The sequence below is a fragment of the Angustibacter luteus genome (assembly GCF_039541115.1).
Classification (GTDB): domain Bacteria; phylum Actinomycetota; class Actinomycetes; order Actinomycetales; family Angustibacteraceae; genus Angustibacter; species Angustibacter luteus.
This window is the reverse complement of sequence record NZ_BAABFP010000002.1, coordinates 537,180-558,049: the sequence shown is the minus strand read 5'-3', so window position 1 is coordinate 558,049 and position 20,870 is coordinate 537,180. Positions and strand designations below refer to the sequence as shown.

17 protein-coding genes are annotated in these 20,870 nt (G+C 74.9%); 9 read left to right on the top strand and 8 right to left on the bottom strand.

Features of this window, described 5'->3' with window-relative positions:
- The first annotated feature begins 12 nt into the window (after nucleotides 1-12).
- Both ABEB17_RS02635 and ABEB17_RS02630 read left to right on the top strand, forming a co-directional pair.
- The gene (locus ABEB17_RS02635; protein ID WP_345715008.1) at nucleotides 13-3,255 is read left to right on the top strand and encodes an ATP-dependent helicase; all 3,243 of its coding nucleotides are present in this window, start codon (nucleotides 13-15) and stop codon (nucleotides 3,253-3,255) included.
- Nucleotides 3,252-6,545: an ATP-dependent helicase gene (locus tag ABEB17_RS02630; protein ID WP_345715007.1), complete on the top strand. Its 3,294-nt coding sequence runs from the start codon at nucleotides 3,252-3,254 to the stop codon at nucleotides 6,543-6,545. The genes ABEB17_RS02635 and ABEB17_RS02630 overlap by 4 nt, the downstream gene beginning before the upstream one ends.
- A gap of 127 nt (nucleotides 6,546-6,672) precedes the next feature.
- Here the strand turns inward: ABEB17_RS02630 and ABEB17_RS02625 are convergent, their stop codons facing one another.
- Together ABEB17_RS02625 and ABEB17_RS02620 are read right to left on the bottom strand one after the other, a co-directional pair.
- Nucleotides 6,673-7,506, bottom strand: a complete 834-nt coding sequence (locus ABEB17_RS02625) for an endonuclease/exonuclease/phosphatase family protein (protein ID WP_345715006.1) — start codon at nucleotides 7,504-7,506, stop codon at nucleotides 6,673-6,675.
- A 4-nt stretch (nucleotides 7,507-7,510) separates the two neighbouring features.
- Entirely contained in the window at nucleotides 7,511-8,449 is a 939-nt protein-coding gene (locus tag ABEB17_RS02620) for a phosphotransferase (RefSeq protein ID WP_345715005.1), read from the bottom strand.
- 84 nt (nucleotides 8,450-8,533) lie between these two features.
- Here ABEB17_RS02620 and nudC point away from each other — a divergent pair, with 84 nt between their 5' ends.
- A complete protein-coding gene (gene nudC / locus ABEB17_RS02615; protein WP_345715004.1) occupies nucleotides 8,534-9,457 on the top strand; it encodes an NAD(+) diphosphatase in 924 nt (307 codons plus the stop codon).
- Here nudC and ABEB17_RS02610 read toward each other — a convergent pair.
- Nucleotides 9,454-10,128 (bottom strand): nucleoside/nucleotide kinase family protein, encoded by a 675-nt coding sequence (locus ABEB17_RS02610; protein WP_345715003.1) that lies wholly within the window; start codon nucleotides 10,126-10,128, stop codon nucleotides 9,454-9,456. The two genes, nudC and ABEB17_RS02610, sit on opposite strands and share 4 nt — an antisense overlap.
- A gap of 12 nt (nucleotides 10,129-10,140) precedes the next feature.
- Nucleotides 10,141-10,410: a mycoredoxin gene (locus ABEB17_RS02605; protein WP_345715002.1), complete on the bottom strand. Its 270-nt coding sequence runs from the start codon at nucleotides 10,408-10,410 to the stop codon at nucleotides 10,141-10,143.
- Nucleotides 10,411-10,574: 164 nt separating this feature from the next.
- On the opposite strand from ABEB17_RS02605, the gene ABEB17_RS02600 reads away from it, so the two are divergent.
- On the top strand, nucleotides 10,575-12,725 hold the full coding sequence (locus ABEB17_RS02600) for an ATP-dependent DNA helicase UvrD2 (RefSeq protein WP_345715001.1): 2,151 nt from the start codon (nucleotides 10,575-10,577) through the stop codon (nucleotides 12,723-12,725).
- A 17-nt stretch (nucleotides 12,726-12,742) separates the two neighbouring features.
- On the opposite strand, the gene ABEB17_RS02595 is transcribed toward ABEB17_RS02600, so the two are convergent.
- Nucleotides 12,743-14,254, bottom strand: coding sequence for an FAD-dependent oxidoreductase (locus ABEB17_RS02595; RefSeq protein WP_345715000.1), 1,512 nt, complete (start codon nucleotides 14,252-14,254; stop codon nucleotides 12,743-12,745).
- A 32-nt stretch (nucleotides 14,255-14,286) separates the two neighbouring features.
- On the opposite strand from ABEB17_RS02595, the gene ABEB17_RS02590 reads away from it, so the two are divergent.
- From ABEB17_RS02590 to ABEB17_RS02580, 3 genes are all read left to right on the top strand, one after another.
- A complete protein-coding gene (locus ABEB17_RS02590; protein ID WP_345714999.1) occupies nucleotides 14,287-15,144 on the top strand; it encodes a shikimate dehydrogenase family protein in 858 nt (285 codons plus the stop codon).
- Nucleotides 15,145-15,437: 293 nt separating this feature from the next.
- On the top strand, nucleotides 15,438-15,674 hold the full coding sequence (locus ABEB17_RS02585; protein ID WP_345714998.1) for a hypothetical protein: 237 nt from the start codon (nucleotides 15,438-15,440) through the stop codon (nucleotides 15,672-15,674).
- 106 nt (nucleotides 15,675-15,780) lie between these two features.
- Entirely contained in the window at nucleotides 15,781-16,170 is a 390-nt protein-coding gene (locus tag ABEB17_RS02580) for a WhiB family transcriptional regulator (RefSeq protein ID WP_378227062.1), read from the top strand.
- Between the two features lie 68 nt (nucleotides 16,171-16,238).
- On the opposite strand, the gene ABEB17_RS02575 is transcribed toward ABEB17_RS02580, so the two are convergent.
- On the bottom strand, nucleotides 16,239-16,505 hold the full coding sequence (locus ABEB17_RS02575) for a hypothetical protein (RefSeq protein WP_345714996.1): 267 nt from the start codon (nucleotides 16,503-16,505) through the stop codon (nucleotides 16,239-16,241).
- A gap of 34 nt (nucleotides 16,506-16,539) precedes the next feature.
- Here ABEB17_RS02575 and ABEB17_RS02570 point away from each other — a divergent pair, with 34 nt between their 5' ends.
- Nucleotides 16,540-18,051: an alkaline phosphatase family protein gene (locus ABEB17_RS02570; RefSeq protein WP_345714995.1), complete on the top strand. Its 1,512-nt coding sequence runs from the start codon at nucleotides 16,540-16,542 to the stop codon at nucleotides 18,049-18,051.
- A gap of 65 nt (nucleotides 18,052-18,116) precedes the next feature.
- Nucleotides 18,117-18,323, top strand: a complete 207-nt coding sequence (locus ABEB17_RS02565; protein WP_345714994.1) for a hypothetical protein — start codon at nucleotides 18,117-18,119, stop codon at nucleotides 18,321-18,323.
- A 9-nt stretch (nucleotides 18,324-18,332) separates the two neighbouring features.
- Here ABEB17_RS02565 and ABEB17_RS02560 read toward each other — a convergent pair whose 3' ends face one another.
- Nucleotides 18,333-19,658 (bottom strand): ABC1 kinase family protein, encoded by a 1,326-nt coding sequence (locus ABEB17_RS02560; RefSeq protein WP_345714993.1) that lies wholly within the window; start codon nucleotides 19,656-19,658, stop codon nucleotides 18,333-18,335.
- Nucleotides 19,651-20,751 (bottom strand): ThiF family adenylyltransferase, encoded by a 1,101-nt coding sequence (locus ABEB17_RS02555; RefSeq protein WP_345714992.1) that lies wholly within the window; start codon nucleotides 20,749-20,751, stop codon nucleotides 19,651-19,653. The genes ABEB17_RS02560 and ABEB17_RS02555 overlap by 8 nt, the downstream gene beginning before the upstream one ends.
- Nucleotides 20,752-20,870: the final 119 nt, after the last annotated feature.

The following is a 20,870-nucleotide window of genomic DNA, read 5'->3' as shown; positions in this document are numbered from 1 at the left end:
GGACTCGCTCCTGTGAATCCGTTGCCCCGCACCGACTCGGCGCCCCAGCTGCGCCTGCAGCGGGCGCGGGTGGCGACCGGTCGAGCGGTGTCGCTGGACGCCGAGCAGCTGGCCGCGGTGCAGCACCGCGGGCGGCCCCTGCGGGTCCTGGGGGCTCCCGGCACGGGCAAGACCACCGTGCTCGTCGAGGCCGTGGTGGCCCGGGTGGCGCAGGGGCTCGACCCCGGCCGCGTGCTGGTGCTGGCGCCGACCCGGCTGGCCGCGTCCCGGCTGCGTGAGCAGGTCTCGGCCCGCCTCGCCGCGACCGTGCAGGAGCCGCTGGGCCGCACGCCGGCGTCCTTCGCTTTCGGGGTGCTGCGGCTCGCGGCTGCCGCTCAGGGCGAGCCGGCACCGAGGCTGATCACCGGCCCGGAGCAGGACGTCATCCTCCGTGAGCTGCTGGCCGGGCACCGGCAGGGGCAGGGCGGTGACCCCGGGTGGCCGGCCGAGCTCGCCCCGGCGCTGGGCACGCGCGGTTTCCGCGGTGAGCTGCGCGACCTGCTGATGCGGGCGGTCGAGCGCGGCGTCCCGCCGGACGAGCTGGCGGCGCTCGGCGTCGAGCACGGCCGGCCCGAGTGGGTCGCTGGCGCGCGGGCCCTGCACGAGTACCTGGACGTCACGGCCCTGGCCACGCCGGGCGGCTACGACCCGGCCGCGATCGCCAGCGAGGCAGTGGCGGCGCTGCTGTCGGACGACCGGCTGCTGGCCCAGGTGCGCGAGCAGGTCCAGCTGGTTGCGATGGACGACGCGCACGAGGCGACCGCCGCGGTGGCCGACCTGCTCCGGGTGGTCGTCGGTGGCCGGCCGGGGCTGCTGCTCACCGGCGACCCCGACTCCGTCGCGCAGTCCTTCCGCGGGGCTGACCTGGGGCTGCTCCTCGGGTCCGGTGACGACGCCGGTGCCGCCGAGTCGATCGTGCTCCGGACGTCGTGGCGGCAGGGCAGCGAGCTGCGCGCGGTGACGGCGCGGGTCGCGGAGCGGATCGGTGCGGCCGGTGGGGCCCGGCAGCGCCACGTCCAGCAGCCCGACGCGGTGGTGGGCCCTGATGAGGTCGTGGTGCACGTCGTGCGCACCGCTCAGCACGAGGTGGCCCTGGTCGCGGACGCGCTGCGGCGCAAGCACCTGCTGCACGGAGTGCCGTGGTCGCAGATGGCCGTTCTGGTGCGCGGGAGGTCCCGCGCCGGCGACCTGCGGCGGGGGTTGTCGCACGCCGGTGTGCCGGTCGAGGTGCCACTGACCGAGCTGCCGGTGCGGGACCAGCCCGCCGTCGTCCCGCTGCTCGATGCCTTCGCGGTCGGACTCGCCGGGCTCGAGAGCGAGGCCCTGGACGCCGAGCGGGCCCAGGCCCTGCTGCTCTCGCCCATCGGCGGCGCCGACGCGATGGGGCTGCGGCGGCTGCGCCGGGCCTTGCGGGCCGCCGACGCCCCGACCGAGCCGGATCCCGGGGGGACGCCAGATCCGGATGCAGCGCCCGTGCCGTACAGCGACGACCTGCTGGTCCAGGCCCTGCGCGACCCGGCGCGGCTCGCGCTCGTCGACCGGTTCACCTCCGCACCGGCGCGGCGGGTCGCCGCGGTCCTGCGCGCGGCGACCGAGGCGTGCGCCGCCGAGGCGGCGACGTCCGAGACCGTGCTGTGGGCGGTGTGGTCCGTGACCGGGCTGGCCGAGCGGTGGCAGCGGGTGGCACTCGGCGGCGGACCGGCCGGGCGGCGGGCCGACCGCGACCTCGACGCGGTGGTGGCGCTCTTCGATGCGGCCGCCCGGTTCATGGACCGGCTCCCGCAGGCCGGGCCGGGGCAGTTCCTGGAGTACCTGCGCGGCCAGGACGTCCCGGCCGACACGCTCGCCGAGCGCGGCGCCGGTGACGCGGTGGCGCTGCTCACCGCAGCCGCCGCGGCGGGCCAGCAGTGGCGGGTGGTCGTCGTGGCCGGGGTGCAGGAGGGCACCTGGCCGGATCTGCGCCCGCGCGGCTCGCTGCTGGGGGCAGAGCACCTGGTCGACGTCCTGACAGGGCGCGACGGCTCCCGGCGGGCCGCTGCTGCGGCCGTGCGCGACGACGAGACCCGGCTGTTCCACGTCGCGGTCAGCCGAGCCAGCGAGTCGCTGCTGGTCACGGCCGTGCGCGACGACGAGCAGCAGCCGTCGACGTTCCTCGACCTGGTCGACCCGCCACCGGCGGCGGCCGACGGGCGTGCCCCCGACGGCTTCACCACCACCGCGCGGTGGGACGACGACGGCGTGCGGGCGGTCACCACCCCCGGTCCGCCGATGTCCCTGGCTGGCGTGGTCGCGGCCCTGCGCCAGCACCTGACGGACCCGCGCACCCCGCCGGACGAGGCCAGCGAGGCGGCCCGCCGGCTCGCCCGGTTGGCGCTCGCCGGGGTGCCCGGCGCCGCGCCGCAGGACTGGTACGGGCTCGCGCCGCTCAGCGACGACCACCCGCTGGCCACCGGTGAGCCCGTCCGGGTCTCCCCGTCCAAGGTCGAGGAGTTCGACCGCTGCCCGTTGCGGTGGCTGCTCACCCAGGCCGGTGGGTCCGGACCGAGCTCGGGTTCGCAGGCCCTCGGCAACCTCGTGCACGACCTCGCCGCCGAGCTGCCCGAGGCCACGGAGGCCGAGCTCGTCGAGGCGCTGCACGCGCGCTGGCACGTGCTGGGCCTGCGGCCCGGCTGGGTCGGCGACATCGGTCGCCGGCGGGCTGAGCAGGTGGTGCGCAAGCTCGCCGGCTACCTCGTGGACGCCCGCGGCCGCGAGCTGGTCGGCGCCGAGCTGCCCGTCGACGTCCGGCTCGAGCTGCCCGGCGGCCCGGTCCGGCTCGTCGGGCGGGTGGACCGGTTGGAGCGCACCGCCGACGGCCTGCGGGTGGTCGACCTCAAGACCGGCAAGTCCGCGCCGAAGGCGGCTGACCTGCCGACCAACCCGCAGCTCGGCGCCTACCAGGTGGCCGTCCAGGGCGGTGCGTTCGCGGACGTCGCCCCCGGCGAACCCGCCGCCGGTGCGGCACTGGTGCAGCTGGGCACTCCCACCAAGACCTACCGCCCGCAGGACCAGCCCGCGCTCCCGCCGGACGGCGGCTGGGCGGTGGAGCTGGTCGACGAGGTGGCCCAGGGCATGGCGTCGGCCGGCTTCGACGCCCAGCTGAACGACATCTGCGACCGCTGCCCGGTGCGCACCTCGTGCCCGGCCCGTGGCGAGGGCCGCCCGGTGACCGCATGAGCGGCGCACCCTCGGCCGTCGAGATCGCGCGGGCGCTCGGCCGTCCCGAGCCGACGCCCGAGCAGGTTGCGGTGATCGAGGCCCCGCTGGCCCCGCTGCTCGTGGTGGCCGGTGCGGGCTCCGGCAAGACCGAGACCATGGCCGCCCGGGTGATCTGGCTGGTGGCCGGTGGCGTCGTCGCCCCCGACGAGGTGCTCGGCTTGACCTTCACCCGCAAGGCGGCCGGCGAGCTGGGGCAGCGCATCCGCAGCCGGTTGCGCGCCCTGCGCCGGGCCGGCCTGTGGTCCGCGCCGGACGCCGACCTGGACGTCACCGTCTCCACCTACCACGCCTTCGCCGGACGGCTGGTCCGCGAGCACGGCATGCGGCTGGGGATCGAGCCCGAGGCCCAGCTGCTCACGGAGGCGTCCTGCTGGCAGCTGGCCAGCGAGGTCGTCGAGGGCTGGCTCGGTGACATGGACTCCGTCGACTTCGCGATGTCCACCGTGGTCGACGCGGTGCTGGCCGTGTCCGCCGAGTGCGCGGAGCACCTGGTCTCGCCCGACGAGCTGGACGCCTACCTGGCAAATCGGATCGCGCACGTGGAGGCGTTGCCGTACAACGACTCCCGGGCCGCGGGCCGGTACAGCGACGTCGCCGAGCTGCTGCAGCGGCTGCAGGCCCGCCGCCAGCTGCTGCCGATCGTGCGCGCCTACGCCGACGCGAAACGCATCCGCGACCGGCTCGACTTCGGCGACCAGCTCGCGCTCTCGGCCCAGCTCGCGGCGTCCGTGCCCCGGCTGGCCGAGGAGGCCCGCGACCAGTACCGCGCGGTCCTGCTCGACGAGTTCCAGGACACCAGCCACGCCCAGCTGGTGATGCTCGAGGCGCTGTTCGGTGACGGCCACGGAGTCACGGCCGTCGGCGACCCGCACCAGTCGATCTACGGCTGGCGCGGGGCCAGCGCTGACACCCTCGCCGGCTTCGCCGCTCGCTTCCGGGCAGACGACGGCCAGCCCGCGACCGTGCGCCACCTCTCGACGAGCTGGCGCAACCCGACGTCCGTGCTGGCGGTGGCCAACGCGGTCGCGGCGCCCCTGCAGGCCACGACCACGGTGCAGGTGCGCGACCTGCAGGCGCGCACCGGCGCCGACGTGGGCTCGGTCGAGGTCCGGTCGCTGGAGACGAGCAGCCTCGAGGCGACGTCGGTGGCGCAGTGGCTGTCCCAGCACTGGCTCGGTCCGGACGGGGAGCGGGTGCCCGGCCGGACAGCCGCGGTGCTGTGCCGCAAGCGCTCCCAGTTCACCGACGTCGAGGCAGCGCTGCTCGCGGCGGGTCTGCCCTACGAGGTGGTGGGCCTCGGCGGCCTGCTGTCCACCCCCGAGGTGGCCGACCTGGTCTGCGCGCTGCACGTCGTGCACGACCCCAGTCGCGGCGACATGCTCATGCGCCTGCTCACCGGGCCCACCTGCCGCCTGGGCGCGCACGACCTGACGGTCCTGGCCGGCTGGTCCCGTGAGCTGCACGCCGAGCGCAGCGGTCGCGGCTCGGGGATCGCAGCGCCGGAGGAGCCGAGCATCGTGGAGGCGCTCGACGAGCTCCCGGCGCCGGACTGGACCGACCGGGACGGCCGGGCGTTGTCCGCCCCCGCCCGGTCCCGGCTGCAGCGGCTGTCGGACACGGTGCGCGACCTGCGCGGCCGGACATCCCTGGCGCTGCCCGACCTGGTCGCCGAGGTCGAGCGGGCCCTGCTGCTCGACGTCGAGGTGGCCTCCCGGCCGCGGGTCGCGCCGGGTCAGGCCCGCGCCCACCTGGACGCGCTCGCCGACGTGGCCGCGGGCTTCGAGGCGACCGCGGAGCGGGCGACGCTGGGCGCCTTCCTGGTCTGGCTGGCCGCCGCGGACGAGCAGGAGCACGGGCTCGAGCCCGGCCAGGTCGAGGTCAACGAGCAGGCCGTCCAGGTCATGACGGTGCACGCGGCCAAGGGCCTGGAGTGGGACGTCGTGGCCGTACCCGGACTGGTCGAGGGCGGCTTCCCGCAGCACCGCGTGCAGGTGCGGGCGGGGGTCGACGGCTGGGCGGTGCCGCGGGTGAACGACAAGGGGTGGCTGGGTGGCCTGGGCAAGGTGCCGCACGCGCTGCGGGGCGACCGTGACGGGCTGCCGGACGTGCGGTGGTCCGCGGCGCCCGACCAGAAGGTGCTGCTCGCCGAGCTCAAGGACTTCTACGCCGCCTGCGGCGACCACGAGCTCGCCGAGGAGCGCCGGCTGGCCTACGTCGCGTTCACCCGGGCCAAGGAGTCGCTGCTGCTGACCAGCCACAGCTGGGGGTCCGCGCTGAACCCGCGGATGCCGTCGCGGTTCCTCTGCGAGCTGGTCCCCGGGCTGCCGATGGGGGAGCCGACCGTCGACCAGCGGGTGGTGGCCGCCGTCCGGGTCGGCGAGGTGCGGCCGATGCCGCCCGCGGACGTCGACAAGCCCACGGACCCGGCGCTGTCCGGTGCGCCGTGGCCGGTCGATCCCCTGGGCGGGCGGCGGGCCGTGGTCGAGGCCGGCGCCGCCCGGGTGGACCAAGCGATGTCCGCCCTGCCGTTCGACCTCGCTCCCGACGGGCAGCCGGACGCCGAGACCCAGGACGCCTCGGACCGGGCCATCACCCTGCTGCTGGCCGAGCGGGACCGCCTGCAGGACAACGCGATCACGGTCGAGCTGCCGACGCACCTGTCGGCCTCCCGGCTCGTCCAGCTGCGGGCCGACCCGGCCGAGCTCGCCCTGACGCTGCGCCGGCCGATGCCGCGGCGCCCGCACCCGTCGTCCCGGCGCGGCACGGCGTTCCACGCGTGGGTGGAGCGCCACCTCGGCGCGGCGTCGATCCTGGACGTCGTCGAGCTGCCCGGGGCAGCGGACGACGACTCCGACGACCTGGGGCTGCGCGAGCTGCAGGAGCACTTCCTGGCTACCGAGTGGGCGAGCCGCAAGGTGGTGGCCGTCGAGGTCCCGGTCGAGACGCCAGTGGACGGCACGGTGCTGCGCGCCCGGATCGACGCGGTGTTCGCCCGGGACGACGGCGGCGTCGACATCGTCGACTGGAAGACCGGCGCGCCGCCGACGGGTGCGCAGGCGCGGGCCCGGGACGTGCAGCTGGCGGTCTACCGCCTCGCCTGGCACCGGTTGCACGGGATCCCGCTCGAGCGGGTCGGTGCGGCGTTCTGCTACGTGTCCACCGGTGAGACGGTGCGACCGGTGGACCTGCTGGACGAGGCCGGAGTCGTCGCGCTGCTGCACGCGGTTCCTGAGCCCGCCGGCGACTGAGCGGCACAATGAGGCCGGCCTCGGTGAGCAGCCCCCTGCAGCGCTCACCGTGGCCGGCACTAGGAAAGACGCTGTGGGCGGCGGTTTAGATCGCCCAAACCCCTAACTTCTCACGATGTGAGACATGTCACAGTCTCACATCATCCGCGACCAGGGCGCGGTGGTCCGAGAGCGGCAGCAACAGGGCCTCCCCGGTTCGGGAGTCCTTGTGCTCGACCGGGTCGGACGCGGCGTCAGTGAGCACGTGGTCGAGCTGGACTCGCGGATCGGCCGCCGGGAACGTGGACGCCCGAGCCAGCGACCGCCACCCGGTCACTCGCGCCGGTACCCCGCCGGGCAGGTTGAGGTCGCCCGCCAGCACGCGTGGGCCCGGCAGGGAGTCGGCCCACCGGCGCACCGTCCGCAGCTGACGCACCGCCGCCGGGGGCGCGAACGACAGGTGGACCCCGATGACCGTGACCGGCCCCGAGTCGCCGGCGACCACCGCCGCGAGGGCGGCCCGCGGCTCGTCCGATACCCACAGCACGCGCATGCCCCGCCCGTCACGCGGCACCGCCACCGGCAGGACCGCCCGGGACCCGCGGAGGCGGCGCAGCCGCCACGCCAGCACCGGCAGTCGTGACACCACGCCGATGCCGTACGACGGCGCCGGTGGTGTGCTCGGGTGCTGCTCGTCGACCTGCTGGTCCAGGCCGGCGGTCGCCGGGACCCAACCCGCGGCGGAGCCGGGCTCGCCGAACACCGTCGGGCAGAACCGCGCGTCGACCGCCCCGAACGCCTCCGCCACCGCACCGAGCTGGTCCGCGCCGCCCGAGCGGGGCTGGCCGCGGTCGACCTCCTGGACCACGAGCACGTCGACGCCGGCGTCGGCCAGGGACCGGACGGACTCCGCCAGCCGCCCGGCGTCCACGAGCCCGTCGCGACCGCGGCCGGACCAGAGGTTGAACGTGCCGACCCGCACGCGCTCAGTCGCCGCTGGACGGGGTGCCGGACTCGCTGCCGGCTTCGTCGCCCACCCGGCCGGCCAGGTCTCGCAGGTGCGCGGCCGCCCGGTCGATGACGGCGACGTCGTCCGCGGCGATCGCGCCCAGCAACCAGCGAGCCAGCGCGAGCTCAGCCGCGAGCTCGGCCCGGGCCTGCAGGTGCGCGTCGGGCTGCTGCGTGCGGGCCATCGCGTAGGCCTCCAGCACGGTGTCGGCCACGTCCGGCTCGAGCGTCGACACCACCCAGGCCAGGTCGTCCGCCGGGTCCGCCACGCAGGCGTCGCCCCAGTCGATCAGGCCGCTGACGGCTCCGTCGTGCACCAGCACGTGCTCCGGCGCGAGGTCGCCGTGGACCAGTGTCGGCACGTAGTGCCAGCGAGTCACGTCCTCGAGCGCGCGCTCCCACCGAGCCAGCAGCGGCGCGGGCACGTGCCCGGTCGCGGCCGCGCGGTCGACGTCCGACAGCCGGCGCTGCCGGTACTCCTCGCCCGAGTACGACGCCAGGCCGACGTCGTCCGCGACCGCCGGGTCGATCTCGTGCAGCGCCGCGATGGCCCGGCCGATCTCGGCGGCGAGCGCCGACCCGGCGGCCAGCTCCGCAGGGTCCACCGGGCGGCCGGGCAGGTACGGGTAGACCAGCGCACTGCCGCCCTCGGGCAGGGCGGCCCGGCCGGCCGGCTGCGGAACGGGCACGGGCAGGAGCCGGCCGAGCACCGGCAGCAGCCGCGCCTCGGTGTCGGCGGCGACCGCGGCGGCCGTCCGTCGCGGCGCGCGGACCACCCAGCGGCGCTGCTGGCCGTCCGTCACCACGGCGACGTCGAAGTCCATGCCGTCCACGTGCGGCGGGTCGACGGAGACGGGGTCCAGCCCCGGCACGGCGCCGCTGGCGAGGGCGGCGAGCTGCAGCGGCGAGCGGGTCACCCGTTCACGGTAAGCCCCACCTGCGGCACGCGCCGGGCCGAGCCGGGCCACGGCGTGTTGGCGCCGCTGGGTAGCGTGCGACGTGTGCTGCCTGACCCCACGCTGCCCGACCTGTCACTCGCCGACCTCCCGCTGACCCACCCGATCACCGACCGGGCCGCTCACCGTCGTGGCCCCGACCTGGTGCCGACCCTGCTGGCCGACCCCGGCAGCCGGGTGCTGGAGGTGAGCGACGGCCGCGCGCGCGTCGACGGCTCGACGCTGCGGCTGCGCGCCCCCGAGCCTGCGGACGCCGACCGTCTCGCCGTGTTCTTGGGTGAGGACGGGGACGCGACGTCGTACCTGGCCGTCGCGGTCGAGGCCGCGGTCGAGGCCGCGGCCGACGACGGTGAGTGGCTGGGGCTGCGCGCGCTCGCGACGACGTTGCCGGCGGAGCAGGCCGGACTGTTCGCGCAGGCGGTCGGGGTGTTCAACTGGCACGCCCGGCACGGGCACTGCCCGTTGTGCGGGGCGGCCACCGAGGTCGTCGCGTCGGGCTACACCCGGCGCTGCCCGGTGGACGGCAGCGACCACTGGCCGCGCACCGACCCGGCGGTGATCATGTCCGTGGTGGACGAGGACGACCGGCTGCTGCTCGGCCGGCACGTCGCGTGGCCGACGGGCCGGTTCTCGACCCTGGCGGGCTTCGTCGAGCCGGGGGAGTCGCTGGAGTCGACGGTGCGGCGCGAGGTGTTCGAGGAGGTCGGCGTCCGCGTCGGCCGGGTCGACTACCGGGGCAGCCAGCCGTGGCCGTTCCCGTCCTCGCTCATGGTCGGCTTCCGCGGGCACGCCGTGACGACGGACCTGCACCCCGACGGCGAGGAGATCGCCGAGGCGCGCTGGTTCACCCGGGCCGAGCTCCTCGACCAGGTGCGGCGCAAGGTCGTCGGCCTGTCGCCGCGACTGTCCATCTCGCGGGCGCTGGTCGAGGACTGGTACGGCGAGCCGCTGCCGGACCCGCCGGCCTAGCCCAGCAGCGCGGGGCGATCCGGGTGGTCGAAGCGCACGACGAGGTCGGCCCGGGTGGCGGGCGCGCACTCGTCCAGGTAGCGCTGCCAGGACGGCCGCGTCCGGGCCCGCTCGTCGTCGTCCGGCAGCCGTCGCTCCTGGGCCGCGGTGGAGGTCTGCAGGTGGACGACGACGTCGAACCCGTCGGCGAGCTCCTCGCGCAGCAGGAACCGCCCGTCGAGGACGAGCACCGTCCCGGGCGGGCAGTCCTGCAGCTCGGCCCGGGTGGACCGGTCGGTCAACGGGTCGCGCAGCGACGGCAGCCAGCGCATCGGGTGCCGGGACGTCGCGCCGTCCGGGCCGAGCGGGTCCAGCACCTCGCGGCGCAGCGCGCGGTCGTCGTACCAGCCGTCCCAGAGCACGTCGGGGTCGGTGGCGCCGTACTCCAGCCGCTGCGAGCGCGGGAGCTCGAAGTCGCGCTGGCGGACCCGGCCGGTCGCGACGCCGTCCGCCGACAGCCGTCGCGCGACCAGGTCGGCGAGCTCGGCGCCGTCGTCCGGCACCGCGCCGTCCACGCCGACCCGGACGGCGCGCCCCTCGCGGGTGGCGCTGCGGGCGACCCGTCGGGCGTGGCTGATCACCCGATCGGCCAGCGCGTCGGTGCCGATCGCGGCGATGGGGCTGGCGGGCACCTCAGCCTGCGCTCAGGCGGCGGCCTCGAGCCGGGCCTTGACCTCGTCAAGGCTCGGGTTGGTGGCCACGGAGCCATCGGGGAACAGCAGGGTCGGGACGGTCTGGTTGCCCTCGTTCGCCTGCTCGACGAACGTCGCCGAGTCCTCGTCGGTCTCGATGTTGACCTCGGTGTAGCCGATGCCCTCGCGGTCCAGCAGGGTCTTCAACCGCCGGCAGTACCCGCACCACGTGGTCGAGAACATGGTGATCGTTCCGGCGGGCGGGGGCGTGGGGACGGGCATGACTCTCCTGCTGGTCGAGGGACTGGCCACCTGGCACAACGGCGCCGGGCGCGCGGATCTTCCCGTGATCCTGGTCATGGTCATGGTCATGGTCTTGGGGATGGTCCGGACGACTGTGGACGCCGGGGCCGCGATGTCGCACCCCGGTGCGAGGATGGTCCGTGATGAGCCAGACGACGACCGGGACGGGCGCCGATGCGGTGCTGGACGCCCTCGACCCCGAGCAGCGCGAGGTCGCCAGCACGCTGAGCGGTCCGCTGTGCGTGCTCGCGGGGGCCGGCACGGGCAAGACGCGCGCGATCACCCACCGGATCGCGTACGGCGTGCACGCCGGGATCTACACGCCGCAGCAGGTGCTGGCGGTGACGTTCACCGCCCGCGCGGCCGGTGAGATGCGGGCGCGGCTACGGGACCTGGGCGTGCACGGGGTGCAGGCGCGGACCTTCCACGCGGCCGCGCTGCGCCAGCTCCACTACTTCTGGCCGCAGGCCATCGGCGGCGCCGCCCCCGAGGTGATGCCGCACAAGGCCGGTCTGGTGGCCGAGGCCGGGTCCCGGTTGCGGCTGCAGCTGGACCGCAGCTCGGTGCGCGACCTGGCTGCCGAGGTCGAGTGGGCCAAGGTCAGCATGCTCACCCCCGAGACCTATCCTGCCGCGGCGCGACGAGCCGGTCGCGACCCGGCGGGCCTGGACGTGACGGCCGCGGCCCGGGTGCTGGCGCTCTACGAGGAGGTCAAGACCGAGCGCGGCGTCATCGACTTCGAGGACGTGCTGCTCGTGACGGCCGGGGTGCTGCAGGACCACCCGCAGATCGCCGAGACGGTGCGCCGGCAGTACCGGCACTTCGTGGTCGACGAGTACCAGGACGTCAGCCCGCTGCAGCAGCGGCTGCTCGACCTGTGGCTGGGCGGGCGGGACGAGCTCTGCGTGGTCGGCGACGCGAGCCAGACCATCTACTCGTTCACCGGCGCCAGCCCCAAGTACCTGCTGGACTTCCAGCGCCGCTTCACCGGCGCCAAGCTGGTCCGGCTGGTGCGTGACTACCGCTCCACGCCGCAGGTGGTGAACCTCGCCAACCGGCTGCTGGACGCCGTGCCGCCGGCCCACCGCACCGCCCGCGTCGAGCTGGTCGCGCAGCGGCCCAAGGGCCCCGAGCCCAGCTTCACCGGCTACGACGACGACGTGGCCGAGTCCGCCGGGATCGCCCGCAGGATCAAGGCCCTGGTCGCCGACGGCGTGCGCCCGCGCGAGGTCGCGGTGCTGTTCCGGACCAACGCCCAGTCCGAGCCGCTGGAGCAGGCGATGGCCGAGGCCGGGCTGGCCTACGTGCTGCGCGGCGGCGAGCGGTTCTTCAGCCGCCGCGAGGTGCGCGAGGCGGTCATGCTGCTGCGCGGCGCCGCCCGCTCCACCGACGCCGAGATGCCGCTCGGCCAGGCGGCCCGCGACGTCCTGGTCAGCGGCGGCTGGACGCTGCAGACCCCCAGCGCGAGTGGGGCCGTCCGTGAGCGCTGGGAGTCCCTGCAGGCGCTCGCCGGCCTGGCTGACGAGGTCGAGGCGGCGCGTCCGGGGGCGACGCTGTCCGACCTGGTGGCCGAGCTCGACGAGCGCTCCGCGGCCCAGCACGCCCCCACCGTGGAGGGCGTCACGCTGGCCTCGCTGCACTCGGCCAAGGGTCTGGAGTGGGACGCGGTCTTCCTCACCGGCATGTCCGAGGGCCTCATGCCGATCTCGATGGCGGACGGCCAGACTGCGGTCGAGGAGGAGCGCCGCCTGCTCTACGTCGGCATCACCCGGGCCCGGGAGCACCTGCACCTGTCCTGGGCCAGGTCCCGCACCCCCGGCGGGCGGGCCACCCGCAAGCCGTCCCGCTTCCTCGACGGGCTGCGCCCCGACACCGAGGACGGCGGCGGCTCGACCGGCTCGGCGCCGTCGTCCAAGCGCGGTCGGGGTGGCAGCCGCAAGGCCACGGCCAAGTGTCGGACCTGCGGCAAGCCGTTGATGACCGGCGCCGAGCGCAAGGTCGGTCGCTGCGACGACTGCCCGCCGACGTACGACGAGCAGACCTTCGAGAACCTGCGCGCCTGGCGGCTTGCCGTCGCCACCGCGACCAGTGTGCCGGCGTTCGTGGTCTTCACCGACGCCACGCTGGTGGCGCTCGCCGAGGGCAAGCCGGACGACGTCGCCGGGCTCGCCCGCATCCCCGGGATCGGCGCCACCAAGCGCGACCGGTACGGCGCGCAGGTGCTCGCGGTCCTCGGTGGTGAGGACCCGGCCGTCGTGGCCGAGGCCGCAGTCGGGCCACCCGCCGCTGAGTGACGGCGCGCGACTGAGGCTCAGGCCGCCAGGTCGGACTCGGCGACCACCCGCAGGGCCTGCGCCGCGATGGTCAGTGCCGGGTTCATCGCCGCCGACGACGGGAAGAACCCGCCGTCGACCACCCACAGGTTCTCGACGTCGTGGCTGCGGCACCAGGGGTCGAGCACGCTGGTCGCCGGGTCCTGCCCGGCGACGACCGTGCCGCACTGGTGGCTGTTCATGCTGAGGTCGAACCACTGGGTGAACACCGCGTCGTAGCCGGCCGCACGCAGCAACGCCTTCGCCCGGCGGTGCAGCTCGCGGTGGGTCGCCGAGCGGGTAGCCGCGCGCGTCGTCACGATCTGCCCTGCGCCGTCCAGCCGGACCCGGCTGTCGGCCGCCGGCAGGTCCTCGCTCATCACCAGCCACTCCACGCTGCGCGCCGCGAGGCGGTCGAGCAGCGGCAGCGGCAGCCGACGCCAGCTCTGGATCATCACGCCCTGGACCTTGCCGATCAGCTGCAGCGAGCCCAGCGGGTAGCCGTCGCCGCCGTCCAGGTACCAGTCGTTCACCTGGAGGGTCTTCTGGAACGTCACGTCGTTGCGGTGCCGCAGCGAGACCGCGGCGACGTGCGCGTTGTGGTGCATCATGAACCGGCGCCCGACCAGGTCGCTGGAGTTCGCCAGCCCGGTCGGGTGCCCCTCGTCGGCCGAGCCGAGCAGCAGCGCCGCCGAGTTGACCGCGCCGGCCGACAGCACGAACCGGCCGCCGCGCGCCACGACCTCGCCGTCCGGACCCTGCGCGACCAGGTGGTCGACCCGGCGTCCCGTCGCGTCCAGCACGATCCGGGTCACCTGCGTGCCGGTGGCCAGCCGCACCAGACCGGTGGCCAGGGCGGGGTCGAGCGCGCTGGTCTCGGCGTCGGACTTGGCGTCGACCCGGCACGGGAACCCGTCGCAGGTGCCGCACCGGATGCACGCCCCGCCCGGCCGCCGGTCCACTCCCATCGACGTCGGGCTCGGGTGCGCCCCCGCCGCGCGCAGCCGGTGGGCCAGCGCGGCGACGTACGGTTCGTGCTCGAGCGCCGGGAACGGGTAGTCGGTGCTGCGCCACGGCTCGGTGGGGTCGTCGCCAGGCGTGCCGTGCACGCCGAGCTGCTGCTCCGCCTGGCCGTAGTACGGCTCCAGGTCGCGGTAGCGGAACGGCCAGGCGGGCGACGTCCCGTCCAGGTGCTCGACGGCGTCGAAGTCGCTCTCGCGCAGCCGGGGCAGGCTCGCGCCGTACACCTTGGTGTTGCCGCCGACCAGGTAGTGCACGCCCGGCGAGAAGGGGCGACCGCGGCCGTCGAACCAGGTCTCGTCCGGCTTGTAGCGGCGGTCGACGAACACCGACCGCGCGGACCAGTTCTGCGGCTCGCGCGGCAGCCGCTCGCCGCGCTCCAGCACGAGGACGTCGACGCCGCGCCGGGCCAGTGCCAAGGCGGTGGTCGAGCCCCCCATGCCGGAGCCGACCACCACGACAGACGCGGACAACCCCGTCACACTGGCCATCCAACACCCCGATCCGTGCGGAGGTCGCTCGAATGGCAGGTCACGGCGCGTTCCTGGCCACGATCACCGGCTCGTTCTCCACCCCCGCCGGCGACAACCCGACGGTCGTGATGGTGGAGGCCGCCTACCGCCACCACGGGATCGACGCCCGCTACCTCAACTGCGACGTGGACGCCGCGAGCCTGGCGGACGCCGTGCGCGGAGCGGCCGCGATGGGCTGGGCGGGCTTCAACTGCTCGCTGCCGCACAAGGTGACCGTGATCGACCACCTGGAGTCGCTCGCCCCCTCGGCCGAGCTGATCGGCGCGGTGAACTGCGTGGTGCGCCGCGAGGGCCGGTGGGTGGGTGAGAACACCGACGGCCGCGGGTTCGTGTCGTCGCTGGACGGGGTGGTCGACCTGACCGGCGCCCGCCTGGTGGTGCTCGGTGCGGGCGGGGCGGCGCGCGCCGTGGCCGTCGAGGCGGCGCTGGCCGGCGCGGCATCCGTGGCGGTGGTGAGCCGGTCCGCGGCGCCCGGCGAGGACCTGGCCCGGGTGCTGCGCGAACGCACCGGGGCGTCGTCCGAGCACGTGCCCTGGGACGGCGACCTCGCGGTCGGTCCGGACGTCGACGTGCTGGTCAACGCGACGTCCATCGGGCTGGGCGACGACCGGGCCCGGGTGCCGGTCGACCTGAGCACGCTGTCGTCGTCCTGCGTGGTGGCCGACGTGATCCCCAACCCGCCGCAGACCTGGCTGCTGCGCGCGGCCGCCGAGCGCGGCAACCCGACCGTCGACGGGCTCGGCATGCTCGTCGCGCAGGGCGCCCACGCCATCACCCTGTGGACCGGCCTCGAGCCCGACCAGGCCGTCATGCGCGGGGCCCTCGCCGCCGCCCTGGCCACCCCCTGACCCTTCCCCGCACCATTCGCGCTTGACGTGGCTATGGCCCCCGGAAAACCACGTCAAGCGCGAATGGTGCGGAAAGCGTTGGGGGAGTGGGGGTTTCGGCGTTCCGCAGGGGCGTGAGGGACGCGTTGGGTGGCCGCGCGGGCGGACGTCGGGGCGGCGGCCGGGTCACGGAACGGTTACGGAATCTGGAACGCACCGATAAATACGTTGTCCCGCGCGGATACCCGGGTCTAGCCTTGTCGTCAACGCCAAGAGACCGCCGTCTACCAAGACGTGCCCGAGATGAGAGCGAGGTGAGAGTCGTGGAGAACATCAACATCCTGCTGGAGGTCGACCAGACCTGCAGCGCGCTGTCGCGTCCGCACGCCTCCCCGCGTTCTGGGGTGGTCTCCGCAGACATCAGCGCTCAGTACCAGGGGACGGGTCTGCCCTTCGGCGGCTTCGACGGCCTCACTGTCGATGCCCCGGCCACCGTCAAGGTGCGCATGGACGGCCCCTCGGGTACCACGACCTGGAGTCCACCGGTCTAGCAGTCTCAGACCGGCTCTTCACAGGCCGCGGAACCCGAAACCCGGGATCCGCGGCCTTTCTGTATTTGCCACCCGACCACCGACGACCGGCAAGGACTCCACACCGATGACGACCACCACCCTGGCGCAGCGCCCGCTCCGCCTCCCGCAGCAGGCCGCACCCGGCCGAACCGCACCACCCCCCACCCATCAGATGGAGGTGACACCCATGCAGCTCACGACCCTGCTCGAGCCGACCCTCGACGACCGGGCCACCAAGCGAGCCATTCCCTGTCGTGCCAACGACGCGGAGCTCTGGTTCGCAGAGTCGCCGGCGGACGTCGAAACCGCGAAGTCCTTGTGCGGCGAGTGCCCCGTCCGCACCGCATGCCTTGCCGGCGCCCTCGAGCGTCGCGAGCCGTGGGGTGTCTGGGGCGGTCAGCTCCTCGTCCAGGGCGCGATCGTGGCGCGCAAGCGTCCGCGTGGCCGCCCCCGCAAGTGCGAGGCCGCAGCATGATCGCCGCCGCCCACGCCGTAGATGTCACCTCCCTCCTGGCCGCAGAGCGCCAGGGGACCCGACCTTCCTCACTCAGGAGTGCTCAGATGCAACAGCTCATGCATGAAGACCTGGCTCGTGCCCATCTCAACCAGCGGCTCGCCGACGCTGAACGTGAGCGACTCGGCCTGTACGTCCTGCGGCTGGCCCGTGCCCGCAAGCAGCAGCGCAAGGCTCGTCGGCACGCCGAGCAGGTCCAGCTCCGGCTGCGCCTGCTGGCTAGCTGACCAGCTCGACCGTGCTCGATCGTGCTCGACGATGCACGACCCAGCACCACCCGACGGGGGTGTCGCCACCAGGCGGCACCCCCGTCGTCCTAGGGTTCCGAGCGTGACCTCGGACCCAGACCTGCGCGAGCGCGCGGTGGCCGCCCTGACCGGTCCCGAGCTCGCGAACGCCGTCGACCTGGTGGTCTGGTGCGAGGGGGAAGGGTCCGACCGGACGGCGCTGGTCGCCAACCACCGCGGCCGGGTCCGGTTGCACGCCGACGGCCGGCACGAGGTCCTCCGTGGTGCTGACCCGGTCGCCAACGAGGACCCGATGGCCTTCCTGCCGTACGAGCGCGAGCTCGCCGACCCGTCGCCGCCCAACGAGCGCAACGCCTACCCGTTCGCGTACCGGCGCCTCGTCTCGCTGTTCGCCGATCCCGACCGCAGCCCGGACCTGGCCGTCGTGCACACGCCCCGGCACTGGTTCGTCGACGAGGGCGGCCACCCGGGCGAGCACGGATCGCTCGACGTCATCCAGTCGCGCGCGCCGCTGGTGGTGTCCGGCGCCGGGGTCGAGCGGCAGGGCTACCTCGACGAGCACGCCTGGCTGGTGGACGTCGGGCCGACCCTCGCGGCCGCGGCTGGGGTGCCGCTCGCCGACCTGCTGGACGCGCACGGCCACGGCCTGGACGGCGCCGCACTGACCCACCTGGTGCGGCCCGGCCGGCGCAAGGTGATCGGCATCCTCTGGGACGGCGCGCACTGCGGTGACCTGCTGCACCTGGCCGAGTCCGGGGAGCTGCCCGGCGTCGCCCGGCTGATCTCTCGGGGTACCGCGCTGCGTGGTGGGGCCCTGGCGCACTTCCCCAGCATCACGCTGACGAACCACACCTCGATCCTGACCGGCGTCGGGCCGGGCCGGCACGGCGTGCTGGGCAACGTGTTCTTCGACCGGGCGACCGGCGAGCAGGTCGTGCCGAACGACGCGACGACGTGGCACCGCAGCGGGGAGTGGCTGCGGCCAGGCGTCCGGACGGTCTTCGAGATGGTGCACGACAACGTGCCGGCGCGGATCGACGGGTCGCCGCGGACGGCGAGTGTCGACGAGGCGATCGACCGCGGCGCCGACTACTCGACCATGGGGGTGATCCGGGCCAGCGGCTCGTCCATGGGCTCCGGCGACCTCGACTCGTTGCTGCCCGACCCGTTCGCGTCGCGGTTCGTCGGCGAGCTCGAGCACCTGAAGGACGGCACCTTCCACTGGGGCTCGCAGGTCGACGACCTGGGGCTGCAACAGGTGCTGCAGCTGTGGGACTCCCCGGCGGCGGCGCCGGACCTGCTGTGGTGGGCCAACGTGGTCACGGACGCCGGTCACCACGCGGGCGGGCCGCGCTCGGCGATCGCCCGGGATGCGTTGCGGGACAGTGACTCTCGGCTCGTGGCGTTCCTCGACCACCTGGACGGCCTCGGGATGCTGGACGACGTGACGATCGCCCTGACCGCGGACCACGGCTTCGAGGGTGCAGACCCGTCGTGCACGGGTTCGTGGCGGTCCGCGCTGGACGGTCTCGGCGTGCCGTACCGGGACGAGGGGCCGGGTTTCGTCTACCTGGACCCATCTCGACGCACCTAGACACACCTGAGGCTTCACACGGAAGTGACCTCGTTGTGACCGCAGCAGGCGTAGCGTCGAGTGACATGGACGGCAACAGCGCGACACCGGCAGGAACGGTCACTGCGACCGTCGCATGCACGAACTGTGGGGCCACCGCGCCGGACGACGGCACCTGGAGGCTCACCTGGACGACGGGCCTGGAGCGCGGCGAGACGACCTGGATCTGCGACCGCTGCTCCCGGGCGAACCTGCGCAGCATCGAGGCGAAGCTGGACAGCACCTGGTGGTGAGGTAGCCAGCTAGTCCAGGTCGGGGTCGTCGGCGAACCCGGGCAGGTGCTTGCTCAGCACGGCCCGGGCGGATACCTCGCCCTCGATCTGGCAGAGCACCCCGATCCCGCCGAGCCACACCCGGTGGATGAGCAGGTACTGCGGCGGCAGGTTCAGCTTGAGGCCGACCCCCCACTGCGGGCGCCGGGGGTCGTTGATGTGACCGAACAGGTCGCGCAGGAACTTGCGGGTGAACCGGAAGGTCTCGCCGCGGGCCGGCTCCAGGAACGGCTCGAGGTAGGTCAGCAGCACGGGCCCGTCCACCGCGATCGACGGCTTGATGAAGCCGTCCTCGCGCAGCCCCGCCACCACGGCCTCGTCGTCCCCGGCCAGGGCGCGGGCGAGCAGCCGTCCCATGTGCTCCGGCAGTCCGTCGGGCAGCCGGTTCACCGCGCCGTAGTCCAGCACGCCGAGCCGCCCGTCGGGGGTGAGCCGGAAGTTGCCGGGGTGCGGGTCGGCGTGCAGCAGCCCGGCGCGCTGCGGGCCGGCGAGCAGGAACTCCAGGTAGAGCCCGGCCACCCGGTCCCGCTCCTGCGGTGAGCCGTCGGCGATGATCCGTGACAGCGGCGTGCCGTCCAGCCACTCCGAGACGATGACGTGCTCGGCGTGGGTGACGACCGCCGGGATCGCGAAGTCCGGGTCGCCGTCGAAGGCCTCGTGGAAGCCGCTCTGGGCCTCCGCCTCGAGGGTGTAGTCCAGCTCCTCGCGGGCTCGCCGCTGCAGCTCCTCCATGATCGGCTTGATGTCGATGCCGGGGATCCAGCCGGCGGACACCCGCGCGACTCGGGACACCTGGGCGAGGTCGGACAGCAGCGCCTGGCCCGCGCCCGGGTACTGCACCTTCACCGCGACCTCGCGGCCGTCCTTCCACACCGCGCGGTGCACCTGGCCGATCGAGGCGGCGGCGGCCGGGACGTCGTCGAAGGACCGGAACTTGCGGCGCCACTGGGTGCCGAGCTCGGCGGCCAGCACGGCGTGCACGGTCTTGGCGGGCATCGGCGGGGCGGCGTCCTGCAGCTTGGTGAGGGTCGCCCGGTACGGGCCGGCGATCTCCTCGGGCAGGGCCGCCTCGAAGATGCTCATGGCCTGGCCGAACTTCATGGCGCCGCCCTTGAGCTCGCCGAGCACCTTGAACAGCTGCTCGGCGGTGCGGGCCTGCACCTCGGCGGCCACCAGCTCCGCCGGGCGGCCGCCGACGCGTCGCCCGAAGCCCAGCGCGGTGCGGCCGGCGAACCCCAGGGGCAGGGTGGCCAGCTTCGCCGTCCGGGTCACGGCCTTGCGCGGCAGCTCAGTCACGAGAGCCAGTCTCTCCCATGCTGGGCAGACGCACGCAGCCGCAGCCCGGATGAGCGCGCCAGCGGCGGCGTTCGACGGTGCCGTCAGGCAGCACGACGTCCAGCGTCCGACCGCGCGCGGCGGCGGGCACCTGCCCGTCGAGGTGGACCAGGACCTGCAGGGCGGCGAGCCCCGCGGCGACCGAGGTGAGCGCCGTCTCGGCGCTGCCGGCGCCCCGCGAAGCCCCCGCGCCGCTGACCAGCTGCGAGACGACGTGCGGCCAGCCGGGGTCGCGGTCGCGCCGGTGCAGGTCCAGGCAGCGCAGGCAGGGGCCGTGCCCCGGAACGACCAGCGGCCCGACGCTGATCCGGTCAGCGCCGGTCACGACGGCGAGGTGGGCCTGGTCCTGGCTGGTCAGCTCGTCCGCGAGCCGGACGTCGACGGCGTCGACGCGCACGAGTACGACCAGGTCCGGACGTCGTCCGGCTTGGGCGGGTGCGGGCGGCCGGTCGCGCACCCGGCGGACCGCGTCGGCCACCGAGGCGCGCCGGGAGCGGCCGACGTCCACCTGGCGGTGGCCCCCCGGCCCGACGTCCTGCGCGGTGACCGGCGTGTTGTCGACGGCGTCGACCCGGCCGACTCCGGCCGCCGCCAGCAGGGTCGCCAGGGTGGCGCCGAACCGGCCGGCTCCGTCGACCCGCACCGCCCGGGCGGCCCGGTCGGCGAGCAGTCGCACGCCGTCCGGGCTTCCCGGGTAGGACAGCGACCAGGCGTCCGCGTCCGCGACCAGGCGCTCCTGGGTGCGTGCTCCGAGCGCGGTGAGGTGCGCGCGGTCCGGACGCCGGGACGGGCCGGCCGCCGCGTCGACCAGCACCCCGGTGCTGACCAGGGTGGCGACCAGCTCGTCCACCCGCGCCGCGGCGACCGCGCGGTCGCGGGCGATGGCCCGCAGGTCCGCCAGGTCGTGCGCGCCGTCCAGGGCGGCGATCAGCGCGTCGTCCCCGTCCTGCAGCCCGGTGAGCACGGTGCCGTGCTCGGGGGACAGCCCGAGCTGGAGCGTCGTGGCGTCGCGCCAGACCCGGCGCAGGCCGGGTCGGAGCTGGGGTCGTTGCACGCTGCCCAGCCTGGCAGGGCGCGGGCCCGCCCCGCGGCGGTCGTCCACAGGCCCGCGCAGCGACGGCAGCAGACCGCCTTGACACACAGCGGAGGGCGGCCCGCGGTGCGGGCCGCCCT